20 protein-coding genes are annotated in these 23,569 nt (G+C 34.9%); 7 read left to right on the forward strand and 13 right to left on the reverse strand.

Annotation, left to right across the window (positions count from 1 at the left end):
• Nucleotides 1-53 precede the first annotated feature (53 nt).
• From AC1B0Z_RS13110 to AC1B0Z_RS13130, 5 genes are all read left to right on the forward strand, one after another.
• A complete protein-coding gene (locus tag AC1B0Z_RS13110; RefSeq protein ID WP_483792490.1) occupies nucleotides 54-1,592 on the forward strand; it encodes a helix-turn-helix domain-containing protein in 1,539 nt (512 codons plus the stop codon).
• Nucleotides 1,593-1,821: 229 nt separating this feature from the next.
• Entirely contained in the window at nucleotides 1,822-5,025 is a 3,204-nt protein-coding gene (locus AC1B0Z_RS13115; RefSeq protein WP_483792491.1) for a SusC/RagA family TonB-linked outer membrane protein, read from the forward strand.
• A gap of 10 nt (nucleotides 5,026-5,035) precedes the next feature.
• The gene (locus AC1B0Z_RS13120) at nucleotides 5,036-6,493 is read left to right on the forward strand and encodes a RagB/SusD family nutrient uptake outer membrane protein (RefSeq protein ID WP_483792492.1); all 1,458 of its coding nucleotides are present in this window, start codon (nucleotides 5,036-5,038) and stop codon (nucleotides 6,491-6,493) included.
• A 49-nt stretch (nucleotides 6,494-6,542) separates the two neighbouring features.
• Entirely contained in the window at nucleotides 6,543-8,438 is a 1,896-nt protein-coding gene (locus AC1B0Z_RS13125) for a S8 family serine peptidase (protein ID WP_483792493.1), read from the forward strand.
• 12 nt (nucleotides 8,439-8,450) lie between these two features.
• Nucleotides 8,451-9,188, forward strand: coding sequence for a hypothetical protein (locus AC1B0Z_RS13130; protein ID WP_483792494.1), 738 nt, complete (start codon nucleotides 8,451-8,453; stop codon nucleotides 9,186-9,188).
• Between the two features lie 82 nt (nucleotides 9,189-9,270).
• Here the strand turns inward: AC1B0Z_RS13130 and lspA are convergent, their stop codons facing one another.
• From lspA to AC1B0Z_RS13145, 3 genes are all read right to left on the reverse strand, one after another.
• A complete protein-coding gene (lspA, locus tag AC1B0Z_RS13135) occupies nucleotides 9,271-9,798 on the reverse strand; it encodes a signal peptidase II (RefSeq protein WP_483792495.1) in 528 nt (175 codons plus the stop codon).
• A complete protein-coding gene (gene fabD, locus AC1B0Z_RS13140; protein WP_483792496.1) occupies nucleotides 9,799-10,692 on the reverse strand; it encodes an ACP S-malonyltransferase in 894 nt (297 codons plus the stop codon).
• A 65-nt stretch (nucleotides 10,693-10,757) separates the two neighbouring features.
• Nucleotides 10,758-11,690, reverse strand: a complete 933-nt coding sequence (locus AC1B0Z_RS13145) for a dihydrofolate reductase (protein ID WP_483792497.1) — start codon at nucleotides 11,688-11,690, stop codon at nucleotides 10,758-10,760.
• A 273-nt stretch (nucleotides 11,691-11,963) separates the two neighbouring features.
• On the opposite strand from AC1B0Z_RS13145, the gene AC1B0Z_RS13150 reads away from it, so the two are divergent.
• Nucleotides 11,964-12,260 carry an isoamylase early set domain-containing protein gene (locus tag AC1B0Z_RS13150; RefSeq protein WP_483792498.1) on the forward strand — a complete coding sequence of 99 codons (297 nt, stop codon included), beginning with the start codon at nucleotides 11,964-11,966 and terminating at the stop codon, nucleotides 12,258-12,260.
• Nucleotides 12,261-12,742: 482 nt separating this feature from the next.
• On the opposite strand, the gene AC1B0Z_RS13155 is transcribed toward AC1B0Z_RS13150, so the two are convergent.
• The 10 genes from AC1B0Z_RS13155 to AC1B0Z_RS13200 form a co-directional block, all read right to left on the reverse strand.
• Nucleotides 12,743-13,873, reverse strand: coding sequence for a hypothetical protein (locus AC1B0Z_RS13155; protein WP_483792499.1), 1,131 nt, complete (start codon nucleotides 13,871-13,873; stop codon nucleotides 12,743-12,745).
• Nucleotides 13,874-13,899: 26 nt separating this feature from the next.
• Nucleotides 13,900-14,772, reverse strand: coding sequence for a carboxypeptidase-like regulatory domain-containing protein (locus AC1B0Z_RS13160; protein WP_483792500.1), 873 nt, complete (start codon nucleotides 14,770-14,772; stop codon nucleotides 13,900-13,902).
• Entirely contained in the window at nucleotides 14,773-15,768 is a 996-nt protein-coding gene (locus tag AC1B0Z_RS13165; protein ID WP_483792501.1) for a hypothetical protein, read from the reverse strand.
• Between the two features lie 131 nt (nucleotides 15,769-15,899).
• Nucleotides 15,900-16,460, reverse strand: a complete 561-nt coding sequence (locus AC1B0Z_RS13170) for a magnetosome magnetite crystal formation protein family (RefSeq protein WP_483792502.1) — start codon at nucleotides 16,458-16,460, stop codon at nucleotides 15,900-15,902.
• Between the two features lie 106 nt (nucleotides 16,461-16,566).
• Nucleotides 16,567-17,391 carry a thymidylate synthase gene (locus AC1B0Z_RS13175; protein ID WP_483792503.1) on the reverse strand — a complete coding sequence of 275 codons (825 nt, stop codon included), beginning with the start codon at nucleotides 17,389-17,391 and terminating at the stop codon, nucleotides 16,567-16,569.
• 235 nt (nucleotides 17,392-17,626) lie between these two features.
• Entirely contained in the window at nucleotides 17,627-17,962 is a 336-nt protein-coding gene (locus AC1B0Z_RS13180; RefSeq protein ID WP_483792504.1) for a hypothetical protein, read from the reverse strand.
• 306 nt (nucleotides 17,963-18,268) lie between these two features.
• The gene (locus AC1B0Z_RS13185) at nucleotides 18,269-19,795 is read right to left on the reverse strand and encodes a NupC/NupG family nucleoside CNT transporter (RefSeq protein ID WP_483792505.1); all 1,527 of its coding nucleotides are present in this window, start codon (nucleotides 19,793-19,795) and stop codon (nucleotides 18,269-18,271) included.
• Nucleotides 19,796-19,805: 10 nt separating this feature from the next.
• Complete coding sequence (locus AC1B0Z_RS13190) at nucleotides 19,806-20,423, reverse strand: bifunctional nuclease family protein (protein ID WP_483792506.1); 618 nt, start codon at nucleotides 20,421-20,423, stop codon at nucleotides 19,806-19,808.
• Nucleotides 20,424-20,549: 126 nt separating this feature from the next.
• Entirely contained in the window at nucleotides 20,550-21,506 is a 957-nt protein-coding gene (locus AC1B0Z_RS13195; protein WP_483792507.1) for an electron transfer flavoprotein subunit alpha/FixB family protein, read from the reverse strand.
• A 97-nt stretch (nucleotides 21,507-21,603) separates the two neighbouring features.
• The gene (locus AC1B0Z_RS13200; protein ID WP_483792508.1) at nucleotides 21,604-22,356 is read right to left on the reverse strand and encodes an electron transfer flavoprotein subunit beta/FixA family protein; all 753 of its coding nucleotides are present in this window, start codon (nucleotides 22,354-22,356) and stop codon (nucleotides 21,604-21,606) included.
• Nucleotides 22,357-22,509: 153 nt separating this feature from the next.
• On the opposite strand from AC1B0Z_RS13200, the gene AC1B0Z_RS13205 reads away from it, so the two are divergent.
• A complete protein-coding gene (locus AC1B0Z_RS13205; RefSeq protein WP_130964742.1) occupies nucleotides 22,510-23,487 on the forward strand; it encodes a pyruvate dehydrogenase complex E1 component subunit beta in 978 nt (325 codons plus the stop codon).
• Nucleotides 23,488-23,569: the final 82 nt, after the last annotated feature.

Here is a 23,569-nt window from a genome sequence, read left to right on the forward strand (position 1 = left end):
TAGCAGTAAAGCTACAACCTTAGCTTTTGATATTTATTCTCAACCAATTTTTAATGAACCATCAAACCAAAATAGTACTAGTTTTTTTGTGTGTTTTTATTTTTGGTTTTAAATGCAATGCAATCTCTGGGTTTGAGCCTGTAAGGGCTTTTCAAATTGACAGCTTAATTGAGGAGAAAAATATCAACAATAGCTTAACAAGACTAGAGCTTTTAGTACTTTATCAAGATGCATTATCAGAAAAGCCGAGTGATTCTATAGAAGTTTTTAAAAACTTAGCCTTGTTAAATGCAGAGTTAAATCAACCGCAAGATGCAGAAATATTTTCGGAAAAATATATTTCAAATACATTGGACTTTGATATTCTGTCCAACAGTGCCTATTATGTAATTCAAGACTCTGAAGAGTACCTAAATTTACAGCAAAAGTACTTACCAAGTATACACACCTTAGGTTTTATATATTTTTATGCAGCCTTAATTGGTTTCTTTTTTGCTTTGGCTATAAATACTACCAAAAAAGGGAATAGACATGCAAAGTTGTTCATTGGAGGTTTTATTGCAATTCATTCATTGTTTATTCTTGAGTTTGTGTTGTTTATGTCTAGGCTTCTATTACGTTTTCCTCATGCTTACCGAATGTCGTCTTCAGTAGCTTTATTATTTGGGCCTTTATTATTTTTTTATTTTAAAAGCGTTACCCAAAATTTTAAGTTCCGAGCCAAAGACTTATTACATGTTTTGCCTACATTAATTTTGTTAATTTTCTTAATACCCCTTTATGCTAAACCTGCTTCGGAAAAGTTAAGAATAATGCTAGGACTAAGTGATTTTAAAAGCGATTTTTATGATACGTTTACTTTTTTTATAAAAATAACATCACTAATATTTTATGCGTTTTGTATTTGGAAAGCACAGTTTTCCAAGATGGAAATTAATAAGGAGTTGCCACATAAGTCGTCCATAAAAAAGTGGTTCAAAAACCTATATAGAATTCATGTCGCTTATATAGCAGCCTATTTTATATATGGCATATTTGCATACATTATAAAGAGCGATGTTTCTACATATGTTTACCATTTTCAAATCGGCGCTATGACAATAATGATATTATACATAGCTTACATGGCGTTTGTTCAACCAAATATATTTAATGCTAATCTAAATAATGGTATTGACATGGTGTTTACCCCAAAATATGAAAAATCTGGTCTTACACCTGGACTTTCCAACGAATTAAAAGAGCAGTTAATTAAACTACTTGTTCAAGAGAAAATATATAAAAACAGTGATATTAATTTAGAGATTCTCTCTAATAACTTAAATACTACTAGGCACAATACATCTCAGATTATCAATGAGCATTTCAAAATGAATTTTTTTGAACTCATTAATAAGTTCAGAATCAAAGAGGCGATAAAAATACTTGAGTCTGACACACATGGTAGCTTAAACATAATTGATGTGGCTTATGAAGTGGGCTATAATAACAAGGTGACATTTAATAAAGCGTTTAAAAAGGAAACTTCACTAACTCCTACCGAGTATATACAAACAAAAGCCAGTCTAAGCTCCAAGGTAAAACGAAAGTAAATTTTTATCGGAAGGGTAAAGTATTATGGGAATTACCTTGTTTCCAGACTTTTATGACTTCTTTTACTTCGCAATTGCTAAAAGGTGGGGCAGACAAGGGCTTTACTGAAAACATAAGAGATCCACTAAACTTTGGAAGTAAAGTATAATTTTTTGAATTAGTCACTTAAAAAAAACTTTGCTGCCCACCTTTTTTCAATCTGCATAGACTAATTCAAATTCATTTTTTATGAGATTAAAAAACTACTACGCATTAGTGCTTATAATGTTTGGGGTATCCACATTATTTGCTCAAGAACGAACCATTACAGGACAAGTTGTAGATGTAAACAAATTGCCGCTCCCTGGAGCAACTGTATTGGTTAAAGGAACCACAAATGGGACCTCAACAGATTTTGATGGAAAATATGCAATAAGGCTAAATACCGGAGACGCTCTAGTATTTAGTTATGTTGGATATGTTACTCAAGAAGTTTCAATTGGCACATCAAGTGTTGTTAACGTAACTTTAGAGGAAGATGCTACCGCACTTGAAGAGGTGGTTGTTGTAGCTTTTGGAACACAGACTAGAGAAGCCATAGTTGGAGCTGTAGATGTTATTGACGCTGAAATTATTGAAAGCCAACAGGTAACATCTCCGCTTAGGGCTTTACAAGGTACTGTAGCAGGTGTTAACATTGTTACTGCAGGCGGACAACCTGGTCAAAATCCTAACATAAGGATTCGTGGTTTCGGAAGTTTTAATGATCAAATTGGTAATCGTAGTGTAGATACTGGTAATTTTGCTAGTTCCAATGGGCCTTTAATAATTATTGACGGTGCACCATTTAATGGTAACTTAAATACCATAAGTCAGGATCAAATTGAATCTATTTCGGTTTTAAAAGATGCAGGTTCGGCTTCACTCTACGGCAATAGAGCTGCAAATGGCGTAATTATAATTACTACCAAAAGAGGTAAGCGTAATTCTGGTGCTGAAATTACAATCAGAAGTCAATATGGGTTTTCTAATCCAGCCGTAGGGATTCACGATTTGGTTGGTCCTGAAGATTATCTAAAACTTACATGGCAAGGATTAAGGAATGATAATCTTTATAACTTAGGGCAAAGTCCTACTGAGGCTGGTGCTAATGCTGCTGCTGCTGTAATTCCTATAATAGGATATAACCCTTACAATGTAGCAATGCCTATAGATGCCAATGGTAATTTAGTCAATGGTGCTTCTTTGATATGGGAAACAGATTGGGAAGATACTGTTTTAAGAACTGATGTTCCTAGAATTAATCACAATTTAAGTGTATCTGGTGGTGGTGAAAAATCTAATTATTTTTTCTCATTCGACTATTTAAATGAAGATGGACCAGTAATTAGATCAAACTTTGAAAGAATTGCAACAAGAGCTGCCATGGACAGTCAAGTTAATGACTGGTTAAAAACAGGTATTACACTAGGTTTCTCTAGATCACACTCAAACAATCCAGATCAAACCTCTGGGAGTACAGCTCAAGCTATTTCGTGGATATATAGTTACGCTAGTGCTTACCCTATTTTTGTTAGAGATGTTAATGGTAATTTAATATTAGATGATAATGGAGAACCTATCTATGATTTGGGTAACGGTAATGGCAGACCTGTAGGTCAACCTTTAAATAATATAAGACCAGGTATAAACGGCGAAAATATCTTAGCCACCATATTTTTAGGAGAAGAAAAAAGAATTAGAACAAACTTTTTAGGCTCTGCATATGCCGAAGTTACTTTAGCTAATAATTTAACATTTAAATCTACATTTAACTATGAAAGTTATGCTTTTGATTCTCATGAGTTTGATGACGACTTAATTGGAGCAGCTTCAAATGTACAAGGAAGGGTTCGAAAAAGAAGAAATGTCTCCACAGCCTTAAATGCTATTCAAGCTTTAAATTATTCTAATACGTTTGGTAAACACACCTTGAGTATTGATGCTCTTCATGAATCTAACATTAGTACTGGAGATTCGTTTAGTGCCTCATCTACTGGTTTTCTGCCCGGTCAACAAGAAATAGGTAACGGTACCGTAGCAGAATCCTTTAATGGTTTTAGAACAGAACAGCGTATCGCTAGTATATTAGGTAGAGTATCCTATAATTTTGACAATAGATACTACTTAGAAGGTAGTTTACGTCAAGATAAAACATCACAGTTTAGTGAAGATTTAAGAACAGGTGAGTTCTTTTCAGTTGGTGCCTCTTGGGTAGTAACTAATGAAAGCTTTATGGAAAATGTTAGCTGGTTAAACAATTTAAAATTTCGCGCTTCTTATGGTGAACTTGGAAATATTAGTATCCCTGGTGGGTTCTTCCCAAATAGTTTCCTTTTCCAAGGTGCAAATTTTGCTAATATCACCCTATCACCTGTAGAAGGAAATGCTAGTTTTCTTCCATCTAATACCCTTATAGACCCTAACCTGACTTGGGAAACGGCAGAAACTACTAACATTGGTATGGATTTTACCATTTTTAATGGTGTATTAACTGGTTCTGTTGAGTATTTTGATAGAATTAGTTCTGGGTTAATTCAAGATATTGAACTGGCGCGTTCTCCTGGAGTTCCATTTCTAAGGGCAAATGCGGGCTCTATTAGCAACAGTGGTTGGGAAGTTACCCTTAATAGTAGTATAATAAATAAAAAAGACTTTCAATGGTCTTTAGGTGGTAACGTTTCTATTTTAAAGAATGAAATTATTGAGCTTTCTCCTTTTGCCGATGAGCAGGTGAATGGTTCAAAATTATTAAAACCAGGAAATTCTTTATTCGAATTCTTTATCAGAGAATGGGCGGGCGTAGATCCAGGTAATGGAGACGCTTTATGGTACATAGATGTACTTGATAACAATGGCGAAGTCATCGGTAGAGATGTAACCAATCAGTATGATGAAGCTACACGCTACGAGACTGGAAAAGAATCTTTACCAGATGTGCAAGGTGGTTTTAATACATTTATTAGATTCAAGCAGTTTGACCTTAATGCTTTATTTAACTTTAGTGTTGGGGGCTATCTATTAGATACTGATTATACAGGTTTAGTCAGTAATTTAGCTAGTGTAGGGTCTTCTGCGCACCCAGATAATTTTCAATCTTGGGCAAACCCTGGTGATATTACGGATTTCCCTCGTTTAACATTTGCCAATAATAATTTTAATGACAGATCTACTAGATGGTTATTTAAAAATGACTTTTTACGTCTAAAAGCCTTAACATTAGGCTATAACCTTTCAAGTGATACTATTGATAAAATAGGTTTAAAGCAATTCAGACTCTTCCTTCAAGCAGACAATTTAATCACTTGGCAAACTCATAAGGGTATAGATCCTGAGCAAGCATTTAATGGTTTAACGAATAATAGATCCCCTTTACAACGTACAATAACGTTTGGGGCACTAGTGAAATTTTAAAATAAAAGTTATGAAAAACACGATTAAAAAATCTTTTAAATTGCTTCTACAGTATGTTGTGGTTGTAGTTTCTATAATAAGTTTTAACTCTTGTTCTGAAGAGTTTTTAGATGAACCTGTTGATACCACAGGCGTTAATGATGGTGTGATTTTTGCCAATGCCGATAACGTACAAACATTTGTTAACGGTATTTTAGCCAATTATAAAGGACAATATAGAAACGTAGATACCGGAGGTATTTATGCTATGTACTTTGCTAGAGCCGTAAAAGGTAATGATCTTATACAAGCTTTTAGTTGGTTTACTTTTGACTACGGTCATGAAAACAGAGAACCTAACTTTAGGCGCACCACTTTTACATGGGATTTTAATTATGAGAATGTAAATTTTGCTAATACTTTGATTGCTGGTGTGGAAAAGAGCACTGGTTTATCTGAATCTGAAAAGAGAGAGTATATTGCAAAGGGTAAATTTTTTAGAGGGCTTCATTTATTTGAGTTACTGTTAGAATTTTGCCCAAACTATAACAATAATAGAGATTTAGTAAGAATACCTTTTTACACCGCACCAGCTTCTATAGAAACTGCCCAAGGAAGTCCCCCAGCACCTATGAGTGAGGTTTATAATCAAGTTATTCAAGATTTAACAGATGCTGTATTAGATTTACCAGATACAAGATTGGGTAAAAGCTTTATAAATAAAGCTGTAGCTCAAGCCGTATTAACACGTGTATTATCTGTAACGCAGGACGATTGGGGTAGAATGTCTGCCTTAGCCAGAGCCGCCTACGGAGGTAATGCTGCTGCTGCTGTTCAGTCTACCAACTGGGGTAATGGATTTAGCGATATGAGTGATCAAGAGTGGATTTGGGCATTATTCCAAAATGGTTCTGATGAAACAAACTTTTTCTTTGGACATGGACCGGCAATGATGGACCACCTAACACTCAGTTATTCTGCATCTTATTTCGATCCTGATTTTGTTGATCAGTTCTCTGCCACAGACTCCAGAAATTTATTTTTCGACATCTATGGTGTTTCTGCTACGGAACCTTGGAGAGAGTTTATTTCTACCAAATATGCATTTACATTTGCATCAGATATTCCTTTAATTAGAAAATCTGAAATGGTATTATTTGATGCTGAAGCACAATACCATTTAGGAAATATTCCTGAGGCACAAAACTTACTTTTTACGTTACAATCTGATAGAGACCCTAATGCAACACCATCTGGTAATACAGGGCAAGCGTTGTTAGATGAAATCTTATTAGAACGTAAAAAAGAGTTTTATGGCGAATTTGGATCACATTGGTTTGATGCTAAGCGTTATAATTTACCAATTTTAAGAAACGATGTTCATCGTATATCCATTGATATACCTGCAAATGATAATCGTTTTTTCTTAAAAATACCTGAAGACGAAACACTTAATAACCCAGGCTACGAAGGATTTGATAATGAATAATAAAGTAGTTTCCTTTCTTTGTTTAATAATGTTTTTTAACAATATTACTGTGTTCTGTCAAACTGAGGCTGAAAGAGTTGCTATAACTTCTGCCTATGATATGGATAAAATAGAAGCACTCAAATCAGTCTTGATTGAAAAAAACAGACTTAAGGCACAAATAATATCAGCCTACCTCAAAACCCATCTAGGTCAAACACGCACAATAATGGTTAACGGTAAAATACATGCTATTTATGATATTGTAAATGGTAAGCCAGTTTATCGAACAACAGATAACATCAATAGCGCAAAAGCCACAAAAACAGATCAGTTGTATCCAGGTGGAGGCTTAGGTCTGAGTTTAGAAGGCGAAAATATGAGCATAGGTGTTTGGGATGAGGAAAGTGTTCGTGGAACTCATGATGAGTTTAAAGATAATCAGGTAGTACCGCAATCAAGAGTGATATATCCGGAGTTCCCTGGCCTATTTTTTGGTCCAATTAGTGATCATGCTACACATGTGGCTGGTACGCTTTTAGCTAAAGGTGCCGATGCAGAAGCCAAAGGGATGGCGCCTAAGGCTACCCTAAGATCGTACGATTGGGAATTTGATGATGCCGAAGCGTTAAACGAGGCTTCAAATGGATTGTTGGTATCAAATCATTCATACGGAGTTCCTATATTTTCGGGCAGTACACAGCAAGTGGATGCTGAAGATATTGGTTCATATTCGTCTGCCGCAAGAACTTGGAATCAAGTAGCATATAATGTACCGTATTATTTAGCAGTTAATTCTGCTGGCAATGCAGGTTCTGGACCTACGGGAACTTATACTGGTGGTCAAGCCTCTGGTTACGACAAGTTAACTGGAAACAAGACGGCCAAAAATAATTTAGTGGTGGCCAATGCAAATCCAATTCTAAATGCTACTACTGGAGAATTATCAATTTTGGCTATTAATTCAGGTAGCAGTCAAGGGCCAACTGATGACTTTAGAATAAAACCAGATATAGCTGGAGATGGAACCAATGTTTACTCGCCATTTTCCGGAAGCGATAATGCTTACAGTACAATTTCAGGAACCTCAATGGCTTCACCTAATGTAGCAGGTTCACTCCTTTTATTACAAGAGTATTACAATCAACTGAATTCTAATTACATGCGGGCTGCGACCTTAAAAGGGCTTGTGTGTCATACAGCGATAGATGATAATACTAGAACTGGACCAGATGCTATTTTCGGCTGGGGTTTACTCAATGCTGAGGATGCTGCATTATTGATTAAAGGAGATAAAGAAGGCAATGCTTTAATTAGGGAGGTAGTACTGAACGATGGCGGTACGTATACTTACCAATTTTCGGCAGCTGCTGGTAGTGAACTTAGAGCTACTATCTGTTGGACAGATCCTGCCGGTAATGTGTCTTCAAGCCCAAATAATGTACTCACTCCAAGACTCATCAATGATTTAGATTTAAGGTTGGAAGATTCTAATAGCACCATATTTACACCTTGGAAATTAGATAATACCAATGTTACAAATGATGCCATTAAAGGTGATAACAATGTTGATAATATAGAGCGTGTTGATATCGCAAGTCCCGTAACTGGAAATTATACTTTAACGGTAACCCACAAAGGTTCATTAGCCAACAGTTCTCAGCCTTTTTCGGTTATTGTTTCTGGTAGTAACCTAACATTGAGTACAAAAGAAAATGTATTTTCAAATTTAAAAATATGGCCAGTTCCAGCTTCCACAGAGCTCAATATAGATTATAGAGCATTACCTGAAACCTCCAAATTAGCACTATATAACATTAATGGAAAATTAATTTATAAAGACCTGTTGCCCATTAGTTCTAATGGGAATTATGCGGTGAATACCTCAAAATTTTCTAAAGGTATTTACTTTTTGAACATAACCAGTGGAAATTCAAAATTCACTAAAAAGATTATTATAAAATAAAACATAACGATTATGAAAAAATTACTAACTATATTCACCATTGCCTTGAGTATCGGGTTGTTTACCAATTGTGAGGAAAACGATGGAGCACCTGCAATCTTAGAGATTAATTACGTTGGGTTTGAATCTAGGCCATTATTAGGCGTAGATCCTAATTTGAGTGCTACAGAAGAGATAAAAATTGCTACCTCTAATACTGCAAGTTCTGATCGCACTTTCAATATTATGGTAAACACAGATTTAACAACTGCCGATGCTTCTGCTTATTCTGTACCATCTTCTGTAACTGTTCCTGCCAATTCTAATTTAGGCACATTTAATCTTGAAATAGTAGGACCAAATATTAACCCTTCGGGAGAAGATATTTTAGCTTTGGATTTTGCCACCCAAGAGGGATTGAATATAGGCGCTACAATGCAAATGAACCTCAAACAAGTATGCCCGAACCCAGAATTGATTTTAGATATCACTTTTGATGATTGGCCAGAAGAGATTTATTGGAGTATTGCTAATGCCGCTGGAGATACCGTATTTGAAAGTGCCACACCAGCAGGATTTGGTGCTTATGATGGTTTAACGGAAGGAATTTCTAGGAATATATGCTTAGCCTCAGGGGCTTATACATTTAACATTTTTGATGCTTTTGAAGATGGAGCTGGCTCTTATACATTAACTTTTAATGGAGAAGTAATATATGCTTCCGATGGCGGCTATGGTTCAGGTGAAAGTGTGCCTTTTACAATACCTTAAATCATTAATAACACCTAAGTAATTAGTATGTATAGCTAATCAACCAATCTATTATTTTTAATTTTGAAGCCGTAGATTTCTCTTACTCTACGGCTTCTTTTTTTGATTCTTTTTTCTGCTTCAACATCATCACCACCAAAATAATCATACCTGTGGTAACAGATAAGTCGGCTAAATTAAAGATGCCTGTTCTTATGGTATCTGTAATTTGAATGTAAAGAAAGTCAGTAACTTCACCGTAGGCAAAACGATCATAAACATTAGCAATACCACCACCAATAATACTAGCAAAGGCAAAAAGAGACCAATTATCTAGAGTTTTATCTTTTATAATATGACGAAGGACAAAACCTAATACAATAACTGGGAGCACTAATAGCAGGAAAATTTTTAGAGGACCTTCCAAATCACTGCCCATTCCTAAAAAAGCACCTTTGTTTTTTACGTGCATCATTGTAAAATAATCACCGATTAAGGAAATGGTTTCACCATAAGAAGTTTTCGTTCTGGGTTCAATGTTATTTACGACCAATACTTTTGAAATTTGATCAACAGCAACAGTCAAAACTATAGTCAAAACTATGAAGGCAGTACGACGTGTAAATTTCATTTAAGAATTAGCTTCAAAAGTTGCAGATTCGGTTTGGGCTTCTCTGTTTATTTTTTTTACCAAACCTTGCAATACCTTGCCAGGGCCAACTTCAGTAAACAAAGTAGCACCATCGGCAATCATTTGCTGTACGGATTGGGTCCAACGTACCGGTGCAGTCAATTGCGATATTAAGTTGGTTTTAATCTCATTTTCATCACTTACGGCACTTGCAGTCACGTTTTGGTAGATGTGACAGCTAGGTGTATTAAATGCAGTGTTCTCAATGGCAGACGCTAGTTCCTCACGGGCAGGCTCCATTAAAGGCGAATGAAATGCACCGCCTACAGGCAGTACTAAAGCGCGTCGCGCCCCTTCCTCTTTTAAGGTGTCACATGCTTTATTAATGGCATCTATTTCTCCAGAGATCACCAACTGACCAGGACAATTATAATTGGCTGCAACCACAACACCTTCGGTTGTAGCACATACTTTTTCAACAATATCATCGTCCAAACCTAAAACAGCTGCCATGGTACTTGGTTGTAACTCACATGCTTTTTGCATTGCTAAAGCACGTTGGGATACCAACTTTAAGCCATCTTCAAAATTTAAAGTGCCGTTGGCCGTTAAAGCAGAAAACTCTCCAAGAGAATGGCCTGCAACCATATCTGGCTGAAAATTATCTCCTAAAGTTTTTGCGAGAATCACCGAATGTAAAAAAATAGCAGGTTGTGTTACCTTAGTTTCTTTTAAATCTTCAGCAGAACCTTCAAACATGGTATCTGTTATTGAAAATCCTAGAATTTCGTTGGCTTGCTCAAAAAGATCTTGGGCAAAAGGGGAATTTTCGTAAAGGTCTAAGCCCATTCCTGAAAATTGAGCACCTTGACCTGGAAATATATATGCTTTCATATGTTTTTTAGTTAGTTTTTAGTGGCGCAAAAATAGCAATTATATACTAAATTGTTCTATTTGGTTTAAATCCTCTCATAAGTAATAAAGGAAAATTCGTGCTCATGTTCTGCATCCTTTTTATTGAAAACGTTATTGGTTTCTTTCCAAATATTGGTATCAATTTTTGGAAAAAAAGCGTCGGCTTCAAAATCTTCATGCACACGAGTTAATTCAATTTTATCAACCAAATTAGCCGATAATGCTTGTTTATAAATCTGTCCGCCACCAATAATAAAAGGCTGGGAGTCACTTTTAGCGGCATCAATAGCATCTTCCAATGAGTGTACGATAATCACGCCCACAGGTGCTTTGTAATCTCTTTGGCGTGTTATAACCACATGCGTTCTGTTTGGTAAAGGCTTAGGGAAGCTTTCAAACGTTTTTCGGCCCATGATAATATGATGCCCACTGGTTAAGGCCTTAAATCGTTTTAAATCGTCACTTAAATGCCAAATTAGCTGATTACCTCTGCCAATGGCGTCATTTTCAGCGGCAGCCACAATAATAGTAAGTTCAGAGTCTTTTTTTGTCTTAGCCGCTTCTGAAGAATTTAGCTCCTTAAACACTTCGCTTTTTGCCTTAATTTCCTCTTCTTTTTTAAAGCTTTCTTTCAATTGGTCGATACGGTGCTGTTGTTTAGCCACCAATTTTTCCATCTGCTGTTGTTCCCATACTTTCCCCATGAATTTATTGGTTATAAACACATTAAATAGATGGTAGAGAAATAAAAAGAGCCATATTAAAATAGCATAAACAAACCAATTAATGCCTGCAATAGTGAAATCTTTACCTATACCTAAAACCGTATTGGCAGCAATTATAAGGACGCAGCCAATTAAAAACAATACAAAATGTACATACAAACGCTTTTTTTGTTTGATGCGTTTTTGAGCATTTTCTATAAGCTCTAGTTGCTCTTTGTCAATCTGTGGTTGCCGTTTCTTCTTTCCGAACATATTCTAACTTTAAAACCGTAAAGTTAAAGCTTTTTTAATGAAACCTATAACCCGCAAAAGCCAAAACTTTTTAGTGTGGAAATGGTTGAAAATCAACGTAAAACCTAATATTTTTGATTAGCAATACTTCAATTTTGCTCTTAATTTTTTCAAATACTACAAAAGAAACATAGTACATATTAGCAAATTGATAATTCTTTCAATATAAGTGCTTTAAATGTATGTATAATTGTAATGTTTTATAAATTTGTGCCATAATTAAACACTTATATTATGGCTATTAAAAAACAGTATTTAAAAAGTAAACCTATATGTAAAGTAACGTTTTCAATTGAAGCGCCTGAAGCTAAAAAGGCGGTTGTAGTTGGAAGTTTTAACGATTGGAATGCTAAAAAGGCACCTCTTAAAAAATTAAAAAACGGTACATTTAAAGCTACTTTAGATTTAGAAAAAGACAACTCTTATGAGTTTAAGTACTTAGTAGATGGTGAGTATGTAAACGATGCCGCTGCTGATGCTTATGCTTGGAATGAATTTGCAGGCGCTGAAAACAGTGTTGTAACTGTGTAAGTTTACACTAAAACAAATTAATTAAAAGCACTTTCTTTTTAGAAGGTGCTTTTTTGTTTTTGGGCGCCTGCCGGCAGGTAGGCAGGTTACCCACAACACTTCGACGAGCTAAGTACAGGTGGGTTGGACTTTCCGCTAATAGTTTTGACTCGATACGCTCCTCACCAAAAGCTCCCCTTTGGTTGCTGAGGTTCTCGAAGCACAATCCCTAACCGGGTATATTTGCTAGTGATATTTCTTAAAAGTTATTATTAGTTTTTTTGGGAGGTTCGTTTAATGGTTTTGTGTATGGCTTCTTTGCGGAAAATCAGCTATGATTTTCCACCGTAACCGAAAGATAGCAAATTGCAATGAATTCCGATTAAGGAACTCAACCGCAATGAGCTATACATATTGTTGCCATTTCGTTGTTTTTAGGTTTCTAACTATTTAACTAAATCCTTTGTTTGTCTATTAAATATTAATTAAAATCCATGAAGAATTCAAGTTTTAATTAGTTCTAAAATTGTTCTGTGAAAATTATCATCATTAACGCCTAATACATTATTGAGATTTTTAAAAAATTGTTCTCCTTCACTACCTGAATATACTAATTTCATTGTCTCTTTAAATTCTTTTTCGTTAAGTGCTTTCTCAAACAAAAAAGCACTCATGACAAAATATGAAAAATGTCTGTTTACGGAAGATTTTCTTCCTTTTTTAAATTCTTCTAAAAAATCGATGTTTGGATTTTCTTTGAGTTTACTTCTAAATTGACTTTTAAGAATCTGCATATCATCATAACTCAAACCATAGCCACCATAGTATACTGATATTCCCTGCACAAAGGGCCAATAAATTTTATTTCTATTAGGTAGATTATAATAAAAATATTCGCTTACATATCCAAAAATATAGTTTTCATTATTTGTTCCAGTTATATAGGTATTTCCTTGATTGTCAGCAAAACCTAAATCATAACATAGAAAATTACATTGTCTGGCACTATACAAAAAGCCGTAAGATTTTAATAATTCATCTAAACTTTTGAAATGGTAATAATTTAGTTCAGGAATAGAACTGTTTGTTAATTTGGCTAATTCTTTTGTGAAATTGACAAATTCTATTGCTTTTTTTTCAATAATGTCCTGACTATAATAATAGGTAACATTTTTGATTTTATTGGTTTTGAAATGTGCTGTATTATCCTCAAAAGGGCAATAAAACCGGTAATGGTCTTTATATGGTACTGCTTTGAGTTCGGTAATTTGGTAAATAAACGGTTGCCCTTCTTTTTGCCCCGTAAATCCTATTGTTAGTCTATAGTTACCATTCTCAACTGGATATGATTTTAAGACAAGAGGCTGATTAAAATCAGAATGTTTTCCAATTCCTGCAAGTTTACTAAAGAAGAATTCATACTTTTTACTATGAGTAAAATCCACATATTTATCAGTATAATTATTTTCTTTTGCTTCTATAAGAAAACCGTTGAGCGCTTTTTCGATTTTTACGGAAGTTATATTGTTCTTTTCAGCAAGTTCTAAGTTTAGATTTCTTTTGACTTCAACTTGTGCATTCAAACTTAAGAACACTGTGGAAATAAATAATGTAGTTATGATTATTTTGTTCATATTTTTAATTTGTATTGAGATGAATTTTAATAATGAGTCACAAAGGATATAATACTAATTCCAAAAGGTTTAGATTTTTTTGAGGTTAGTCTTGCCCATTTGCCTTGGCTATTGTTTCTATAGTAGGTAGGAAATTTTCTTCCTTTGGAATTTGCATTGGCAAGTAAGAATAATGACCCCTTTGGTATTCTATTATAATTTTCTATTGTTACTAAAAAGTCTGATTCTAGATTTATATTATAGTCTGATAGGTCTATCACTGGAAAAGCTAAGGCTTGTGCATTGGTTAATGAGATATAAACTGGTTGTTGCAAAACATTCTCAATGCAGTTTTCCGAAATAGCATATATATTCAATCTTAATGTCAACTTTTCAAGGTGACATTCAGCAAAATTAATTTGTACACTGTCTAACCTTATGACATTTTTATTAGTGAACCTTGTGCCAATTTCGTGAGTAGAATTCTTTTGCGGAAATGCTACTTTTGTACTAGCTTTTTTATATAAGGGAATTGGGTAACAATATTTTCGTTTTAGACCTAATTGCAAAGCTTCTTGTGTTTTATTACTAACAACAATTTCTTTCAGTTGAATGACTTCTTCATCTAAAAAAATAGTTTTTCGTAATGGCTTATTTCTTAAACTGGAAACAGTATAATTTTTAGTTTTATAGCCAATTGCCGAGATTCTTAAAGTATCCGTATTCAAAGCCTTTGTCAACAAAATCTGAAAATTTCCTAAAGAGTCTGAAACCGTTCCCATATTCTTTCCTACTATTCCAATATTTACATACTGAATTGGTAATTGCGTATTGGAATTTTTTATATCTGAAGAAATATTCTGACCAAAAACAGAGGCAAAAGAGTTACAAACAGATATTATAAATATTAATGCTCTCATTCAATTAGTTTTAATTACAGTAAACTCTTCAGCTTTTGTGTCAAGAATCAATGTAGTCTCATTAAATGGTTGATTACCCAACCAGCCACCAATTCTTGTAAAAGGAGTTACCAAAGGTTGAAATGCAGTGTACATATCAATATAGCTCACTCGTTTTAGACTCAGTTCGGTATTGCCAATGGTAAAGTTTTGGTTACTTTTTCTACTGGTAATAGGGATACTACTTTTCCAGCTTTTGGCATTGTAGGTAATAGCTTCAACACTTTTGTCACTGTATTTTTTAAATCGATTTTTAGTCGTGATAAGTCCAAATGCACTACAGCCAGAATCGTAAAATAGTTCGTAGTTCTTACCATCAATAGTTGCAGGTAGCATTATACGTCTTCCATTATAGTCAAAAGATTTAAATTCAGGTAAATCATCCATCCATTGCGAGCGTTGATGGAATAGTTCTAGTGTTTGATTTTTAAAATCAATTGCGCAAATTCGGTTCGATATAAAATCGCTACCAATGGTGCCTATTCCTATTCTTGAAATGGTGTCATTTGCACTAAAGGTATGTCCGTAATTGGCTAAAATTTTAATCATTGATACACTGATGTGGTTGTCTCCTAATATGAAATTCATATGCTCAACGTAACGTTCTTCACCTTTGGTGAATTCCTTAATATCTATTCCCATGTTACGTAAAGATTTTAAATCATTTTCATAGATGTAAGTATGTGGTGTGCCAGTATCAAATTGCATATAGAAATGATGTTTCAATCCCTTGATCTTCAAAGGAAAAATAATTCCTGCTTGTGGTTCGTAATAATCTTCAGAGTCTTTGAAATTAGCTACCCAATCAAAATGAATAGGTTTAGGTTCAAAAGTATATTCTAGATAGGCTGATTTTTCTTTAAAAAAATTATTATCAAACTTTCTTATAAAGTAAAATCCAACAGAAATCACAAGTATTATTATAAAGAGTAAGGTGTAGCCGATTTTTTTCTTCATGATTGTGTGATTTTGGTACGATGAAATAATCATGAGTTATTAATAAACCCATTACACAAATAAAGAGGAAAACAAGTAAAATGAGAGCCGTTTTATACCGCCAATTTTACGTCAATTAACTAATTAACCGTTTATAAAAAGCGAATTGGAAGATTTAGAAAAGTATAATTATTGTTTTTTAATTTCATTGCTGTAATACACACAATAATAACATTTAGTGCATATCCAACAAATAAAACATAAAAAATAATTTGAGTGTTGGCCAAAAATTTTCGGCTAATAAAAGGTGAGACAGTTAGCAGTAAAGCGAGTATAATCCACCAGAAAATTTGAAAATTGATAATCCGTCTACCAACTTCATCAACCAACTTAGATTTACGGTTTCTATACCAAATAATAAAAGGGAAGATAAGATTCCCAAAAGGAACTCCTACAAAAGAAATGATGGATAAATTAAGGAATTGAATTGTAGTCTTTTCTGTTTTTTTGGTATGATCAAAACAAATAAACTTTTCTTGAAAACGCTTAGGCTCAACATTAAAAACCTTTGACAGTGCTATTAACGAATGTCCTTTAGGCTCTTTATTATTAGATTCTAAGCGCTGTATGGTTCTTAAAGACAGACCTGAACGTTTGGCTAATTCGGCTTGGGTGTAACCAGACTCTTCTCTTATGTTTTTTATAATGTTCATTTTTTTGGCAATGAATGGCAGCTGGGTTGACGGATATCCGCCCTTAAACGAAGTTAGTTGAAAACTTTTACAAAGTCAAGAAAAGCAGGATAGGTTTAGTAAGAATCTAAACCGCCACAACCCCTTTAATATGAGGATGTGGGTTGTAATCAACCAAAGTGAAATCCTCAAAATCAAAATCAAAAATGTCCTTTATTTCAGGATTTAAGATCATTTTTGGTAACGGACGGATATCCCGCGATAATTGCAGCTCTAATTGTTCATAATGATTGCTGTAAATATGTGCATCACCAAAGGTGTGGATAAACTCACCAGCTTCGTAACCACATACTTGGGCCATCATCATGGTAAATAAGGCATAAGATGCAATATTAAAAGGTACGCCCAAAAAGATATCAGCACTACGCTGGTATAACTGACAAGATAATTTACCATTAGCTACATAAAACTGAAAAAAAGCATGACATGGTGGAAGTGCTGCTTTTCCGTTGGCCACATTTTCGGCAAAACTTTTAGACGTATCGGGCAATACTGATGGGTTCCAAGCAGAAACTAACATTCTCCTACTGTCCGGATTATTCTTTAAAGAATGGATGACTTCTTTTATTTGGTCAATCTCATCGCTGTTCCAGTTGCGCCATTGGTGCCCATAAACCGGACCTAAATCGCCATTTTCATCAGCCCATTCATTCCATATACGCACGCCATTTTCGGTTAAGTAATTAATGTTGGTGTCACCCTTTAAAAACCATAACAATTCGTAAATAATCGACTTTAGATGTAGTTTTTTAGTCGTTACCATTGGGAAACCTTCACTTAAATCAAAACGCATTTGATAACCAAACACACTTTTGGTGCCCGTGCCAGTGCGATCTCCTTTTTCGTTTCCGTTTTCTAAAACATGCTTTACTAAATCGTGGTATTGCTTCATATTTCCTATCCGCAAAAGCGAAAATATCTTTAAAATTATACTTCTGTTGATTGTAAAAACAACGATTACGAATTTATAGAAAAACAGGGTTTACGCAGAGGTGTTCCCATCGGATAATATCAAAAAGTTATCAACTATTTTTTAAGGTCACGGCAAGAGAGTGATATTTATACTAACCATAAAAAAACCGTTTAATTTTTTGGTTTAAACGGTTTTAAGATTTTAAAAGGATTAACTAACCAGCTTGCTGCTGGGGCGGATCTTGAAGGTTGTTTTTCATCAGTTCCACCTTAACATTATTTTTAAACTTTTGAGCCATTAAAGCTCTCTCGCGTTCTAATTCTTTTATACGTTCCTTAATTTCTTGACTTCTCGCGTAAATGCTTTGAAGTTTTTCCTCGCGCTGTCTTTGTTTTCGCATTTTTAATCTCCGCATCGCTTCTTGTCGTTGCTCTATTTCATCTTTGGTACGTTTTTGTTTGCTCTTATCTAAATATACCGACCCATAAGCGTAAGCGTACATTGCTAAAAATAACAATGCTATAATTCCTAAAATAATGTAGCCATTCATGATGTTTTAGTTTTAGTTCAAAGGATTTATATGTATTCAAAAAAATAGTTTTGAATCATTTTTAAATTACTAATAAATCTGATTAACGGTAAAAATAACCGCTGAAATGCATTAAAAATAGGTTCAAATCAACAAAACCCGATGAAATGCATAGTTATTTTATATAAAAAATGTTAATTTATTGAATATTTTTCAAAAATTACATGAATATATTATAGGATTGATAGTTTTCAATAGAATATACAGGAAGTGTATAGTGTTCCCAAGGTGATTATATGGTTTTGAAACAAGAAGGTGATAAAGGTTTTATCCAATAATCATTCCAGCAATAGTCGCTGAAATTAAAGAAGCTATGGTACCGCCAATTAAGGCTTTCATTCCAAATTTGGACAGGGTTTTGCGTTGCCCAGGTGCTAAAGAGCCAATACCGCCTATTTGAATGCCTATAGAAGCGAAATTTGCAAATCCACATAGCATATAGGTTGCCATGATAACAGACTTTTCATATTTAAGATGGGTTGCATTGGCAACATTTTTTAAATCGGCTAGTTGTATGTAGCCAATAAATTCACTTGCTGCCAGCTTTATTCCCAAAAGTTGCCCCATTAATGCCATGTCTTCTTTGGCTATGCCAATAAGCCACATTAGGGGCGCAAAGGAATATCCTAAAATAAATTCTAAAGACAAACTGTCATATCTGGTGTGATCCACAATCCAGTTATTTAGCCCTGTGTAATGTCCAATTTTGCCAAACCCGTAGTTAAACATGGCAATGAAAGCCACAAAAACCAAGAGCATCGCACCAACATTAACAGCTAGTTTTAAACCTTCGGTGGTACCATTGGCAATAGCATCCAAAAAGTTGGAACCTATTTTATCCTGAGAAACTTTTACATCCGTATCAATAGACTCTGTTTGCGGATAGAGTATTTTTGAAATCACAATAGCACCTGGAGCGGCCATTACTGAGGCGGCTAGTAAATGTTTTGCGTAAAACAAACGTAATTCAGGATCGTCGCCTCCCAGAAAACCGATGTAGGCTGCTAAAACCGCTCCAGCAACAGTTGCCATACCACCAATCATCACCAAAAGCATTTCAGATTTATTCATCTTCTCCAAATACGCTTTAATCAATAAAGGTGCTTCAGTCTGCCCTAAAAAGATATTTCCAGCAACGCTTAGGCTTTCTGCGCCTGAAATTTTAAGGAGCTTAGATAATAACCATCCAAAACCTTTTACTACAATTTGAATAACGCCTAAATAATACAATACCGATGTAAGTGCGGAGAAAAATATAATAGTAGGCAGCACTTGAAAGGCAAAAATAAACCCGAAGGTATCCATGTCTACAACTAAACCTTCAAATAAGAATTTACTACCAGCTTGAGTAAAGTTTAGAATTTTGACAAATAATTTTCCAACTATTTCAAAGATGCTCTTTACAAAACCAACCTTTAAAACACCAATGGCAATAACAAGTTGAAAAGCAAGACCAATGCCTACAACTTTCCAATTAATTGCTTTTCGGTTACTACTAAATAAAAATGCCAGAAATATTAGGGATAACATCCCCAAAACGCCACGCCATAGACTTCCAAATGAAAATCCTTGACTTGGAATAATTGCATTCTCATTAGTGCTAGAAATAGCTTTTTCTACTTCCTTTTGAGCTGTTGCAGTGGTATCAGCTACAAGTGTGGTGTTGATGTTGTTTTCTGCCTCTACCGAAATTTCTGTTTTAGGGGCTTCAAAATTATTTTGATTATTCTGAGAGAAACCAGAGGTACTTGTTAAAAAACATATGAAAACAATACTGCATAAAAATTGCTTCATAAAACCAACGTTAGCGTTTAGATATCTCGTCGCGAATACTTGCGGCTTTTTCGTAATCTTCATTAGAAACAGCATCTTCCAAAAGCTGGTGCAGCTCTTCCAACGATTTTGATGAATAGTCTTCTTTAGATATTGCCGGTTCTAATTCCCCAGCTAAAATATCATCTACTAAAACGCTATCCTCCATGTCTTCTTCATCCTCCTTTTTAGGATCTACTTTTAGATAAATACCAGCTTTATCTAAAATATTTTTATAGGTAAAAATAGGAGCATCAAACCGTAAAGCTAAAGCAATGGCATCACTGGTCCGTGCATCAATAATTTCTTCAATTTTATCGCGTTCGCAAATTAAACTGGAATAAAAAACACCGTCAACTAATTTGTGAATGATCACTTGTTTTACGACAATATCAAATCTATCTGCAAAGTTTTTAAATAAATCGTGAGTTAATGGTCTTGGTGGACGGATTTCCTTTTCTAAGGCAATGGCAATAGACTGAGCTTCAAAAGCACCAATTACTATGGGCAGTTTCCTGTCGCCCTCAATTTCATTCAATATTAAGGCATAAGCACCATTTTGGGTTTGGCTATATGATATACCTTTTATATTCAATCTTACTAAACTCATAACTTCATTTAAAACGCAAAGAACTGCTTAAATTAGAACTTTACCAACTGTAGAAACAGTTTTTGGCATGAAATGCTAATTTAAGCAGTTCTTAAGTACTTTACAATTTATAAAAGTAAATAATTACTACTGTGCTTTAAAAGCTTTTAATTTTTCGATGAGCTGAGGCACTACCTCAAAAGCATCACCAACAACACCGTAATCTGCGGCCTTAAAGAAAGGCGCTTCAGGATCGGTATTGATAACAACCTTTACTTTTGAAGCGTTAATTCCCGCCAAATGTTGAATGGCGCCAGAAATACCAATAGCGATATATAGGTTTGAAGCCACAGGTTTTCCGGTTTGCCCAACATGCTCGCTGTGTGGTCGCCATCCAAGGTCGGACACTGGCTTTGAGCAAGCGGTGGCAGCCCCTAATACATCGGCTAATTCCTCAATCATGCCCCAGTTTTCAGGACCTTTTAAACCTCTTCCGGCAGAAACAACGATTTCGGCATCTGCAATAGTAACCTTATCTGTAGCTTTATCTATTGATTTTACTGTAACACCTAATTCTGGTATTGATAGCGAAAAGTCTTCGGCAGTAGCACTACCACTGTTTTCAACCAATCCGAAGGAGTTATTAGAGACTCCAATAATTTTAATATCTGATTTTATTTCAGCGATTTCAAACGCTTTGTTTGTAAAAGCAGAACGCTTTACCGTAAATGGACTTGTGCTTAAAGGTGCTTCCACAACATTAGAGGCGTAGCCCGCATTTAATCCAACTGCTAAAAGGGGTGCCAAATATTTGCTATCAGCACTAGAACTTAAAATAACAACCTTGGCATTTTCAGCCTCAGCAGCCTGTTTTATAATATTAGCATATCCCTTTGCATTAAAGTTTTCCAAATTACTATTCGACACTTTTAACACCTTATCTACGCCATAATTTGCAAGTTCTGAAGTATCTCCGCTATTTATGGCTACCGCAGTTACTGTGGTTCCCAATTGATCGGCAACAGCCTTTGCATAAGACGCTACTTCAAAAGCTGCCTTTTTAAATTTATTTTGTTCTGATTCTGTATATACTAAAACTGACATAATTTTTATCTTTTGTCATCCTGAACTTGATTCAGGATCTTAAGTTATTCTTATTGTTAAAATAGATTCCGAAACTGGTTCGGAATGATTTAGAAAACTAAATTACCTTAGCTTCATTATGAAGCAAATCTACTAAGTCATCCAGATTATCTGGAGACACTAATTTTACATCACCTTTTGGAGCCGGTTTTTCAAAAGAAACTGAGCTTGTTCCAGCCTCAGCATCTACCGGGTCTAAAACCGTTAAGGGTTTTTTACGTGCCATCATGATACCACGCATATTGGGGATTTTTAAGTCGCTTTCTTCAACTAAGCCCTTTTGTCCGCCTACTATTAGAGGTAGCGATGTAGCAACGGTTTCTTTACCGCCATCAATTTCCCTAGTCGCGGTCGCTGAACTTGTCGAAGCATCAATTTCTAAACCAATACAGTTATTTACAAAATTAGCACCGGTTAAACCAGCAATCATACCTGGAACCATCCCACCGTTATAATCAATCGACTCACGTCCTGCAATCACCAAATCATATCCGTCATCTTCAATAACTTTTGCCAATTGCTTAGCAACCGAAAATCCGTCAGTTGCAGGTGTGTTTATTCTAATGGCGGCATCGGCACCAATAGCTAAAGCTTTACGTAGTGTAGGCTCTGTTTCAGCGCCGCCAACGTTAACAACAGTAACATTTGCACCTTGTTTTTCCTTAAACCACATGGCTCTGGTTAATCCAAATTCATCATTTGGGTTAATCACAAATTGTACACCATTAGTATCAAATTTTGTATCACCATCAGTAAAATTAATCTTTGATGTTGTGTCTGGGACATGACTTATACAAACCAATATATTCATAATATTCTCGATTAAAATGTCTTATTTTTTGCGGATACGAAGTTATGCAATTTATTTCAAAAATACTATGCATGCATAGTAAATTTTTAAATAATTCTTTTAGTAAGGTGGTTGTTTATTACTATTTTTGCAACTCGATTTAAAAGCAATTAAATGAAGACAATCCAATTTAGAGAAGCGATTTGCGAAGCGATGAGTGAAGAAATGCGCAGAGACGAGAGCGTATATTTAATGGGTGAAGAAGTAGCTGAATATAATGGTGCGTACAAAGCATCTAAAGGTATGTTAGATGAGTTTGGGCCTAAGCGTGTTATTGACACGCCAATCGCAGAACTTGGTTTTGCCGGTATTGCTGTTGGTTCTACCATGACAGGAAACAGACCTATTGTGGAGTATATGACGTTTAACTTCTCTTTAGTTGGAATTGACCAAATTATAAATAATGCTGCTAAAATCAGACAAATGTCTGGTGGCCAGTTTAAATGTCCAATAGTGTTTCGTGGACCTACAGCCTCTGCGGGTCAGTTAGGAGCAACACACTCCCAAGCTTTTGAAAACTGGTTTGCCAATACACCTGGTTTAAAGGTAGTTGTGCCTTCAAATCCTTATGATGCCAAAGGCTTATTAAAAGCTGCTATTCGTGATGATGACCCAGTGATTTTTATGGAAAGCGAGCAAATGTATGGCGATAAAGGCGAAGTGCCTGAAGGTGAATATATTTTGCCAATTGGCGTTGCAGACATTAAAAGAAAAGGAGACGATGTAACCATTGTATCGTTTGGAAAAATTATAAAAGAGGCCTATAAAGCTGCGGACGAATTAGAAAAGGAAGGTATTTCTTGTGAAATTATCGATTTGCGTACGGTTCGTCCAATGGATAGAAAAGCTATTGTAGAATCTGTTAAGAAAACGAACAGATTAGTAGTTCTTGAAGAAGCATGGCCTTTTGGAAATGTAGCTACCGAAATTACCTATTTGGTGCAAAGTGAGGCTTTTGATTATCTAGATGCTCCAATTGTTAAGATTAATACAGCTGATACTCCGGCACCTTATTCGCCAGTATTATTGAAAGAATGGTTGCCAAACCATGAAGATGTAATTAAGGCTGTGAAAAAAGTATTGTACAAATAAAGTAAGACTTTTTACGTTATATAAACTTCATTAACATAATTGTTAATGAAGTTTTTTCATTAAAAAAGTAATGTGCAATTTT

The sequence above is a fragment of the Hyunsoonleella sp. J2K-J805 genome (assembly GCF_057167125.1).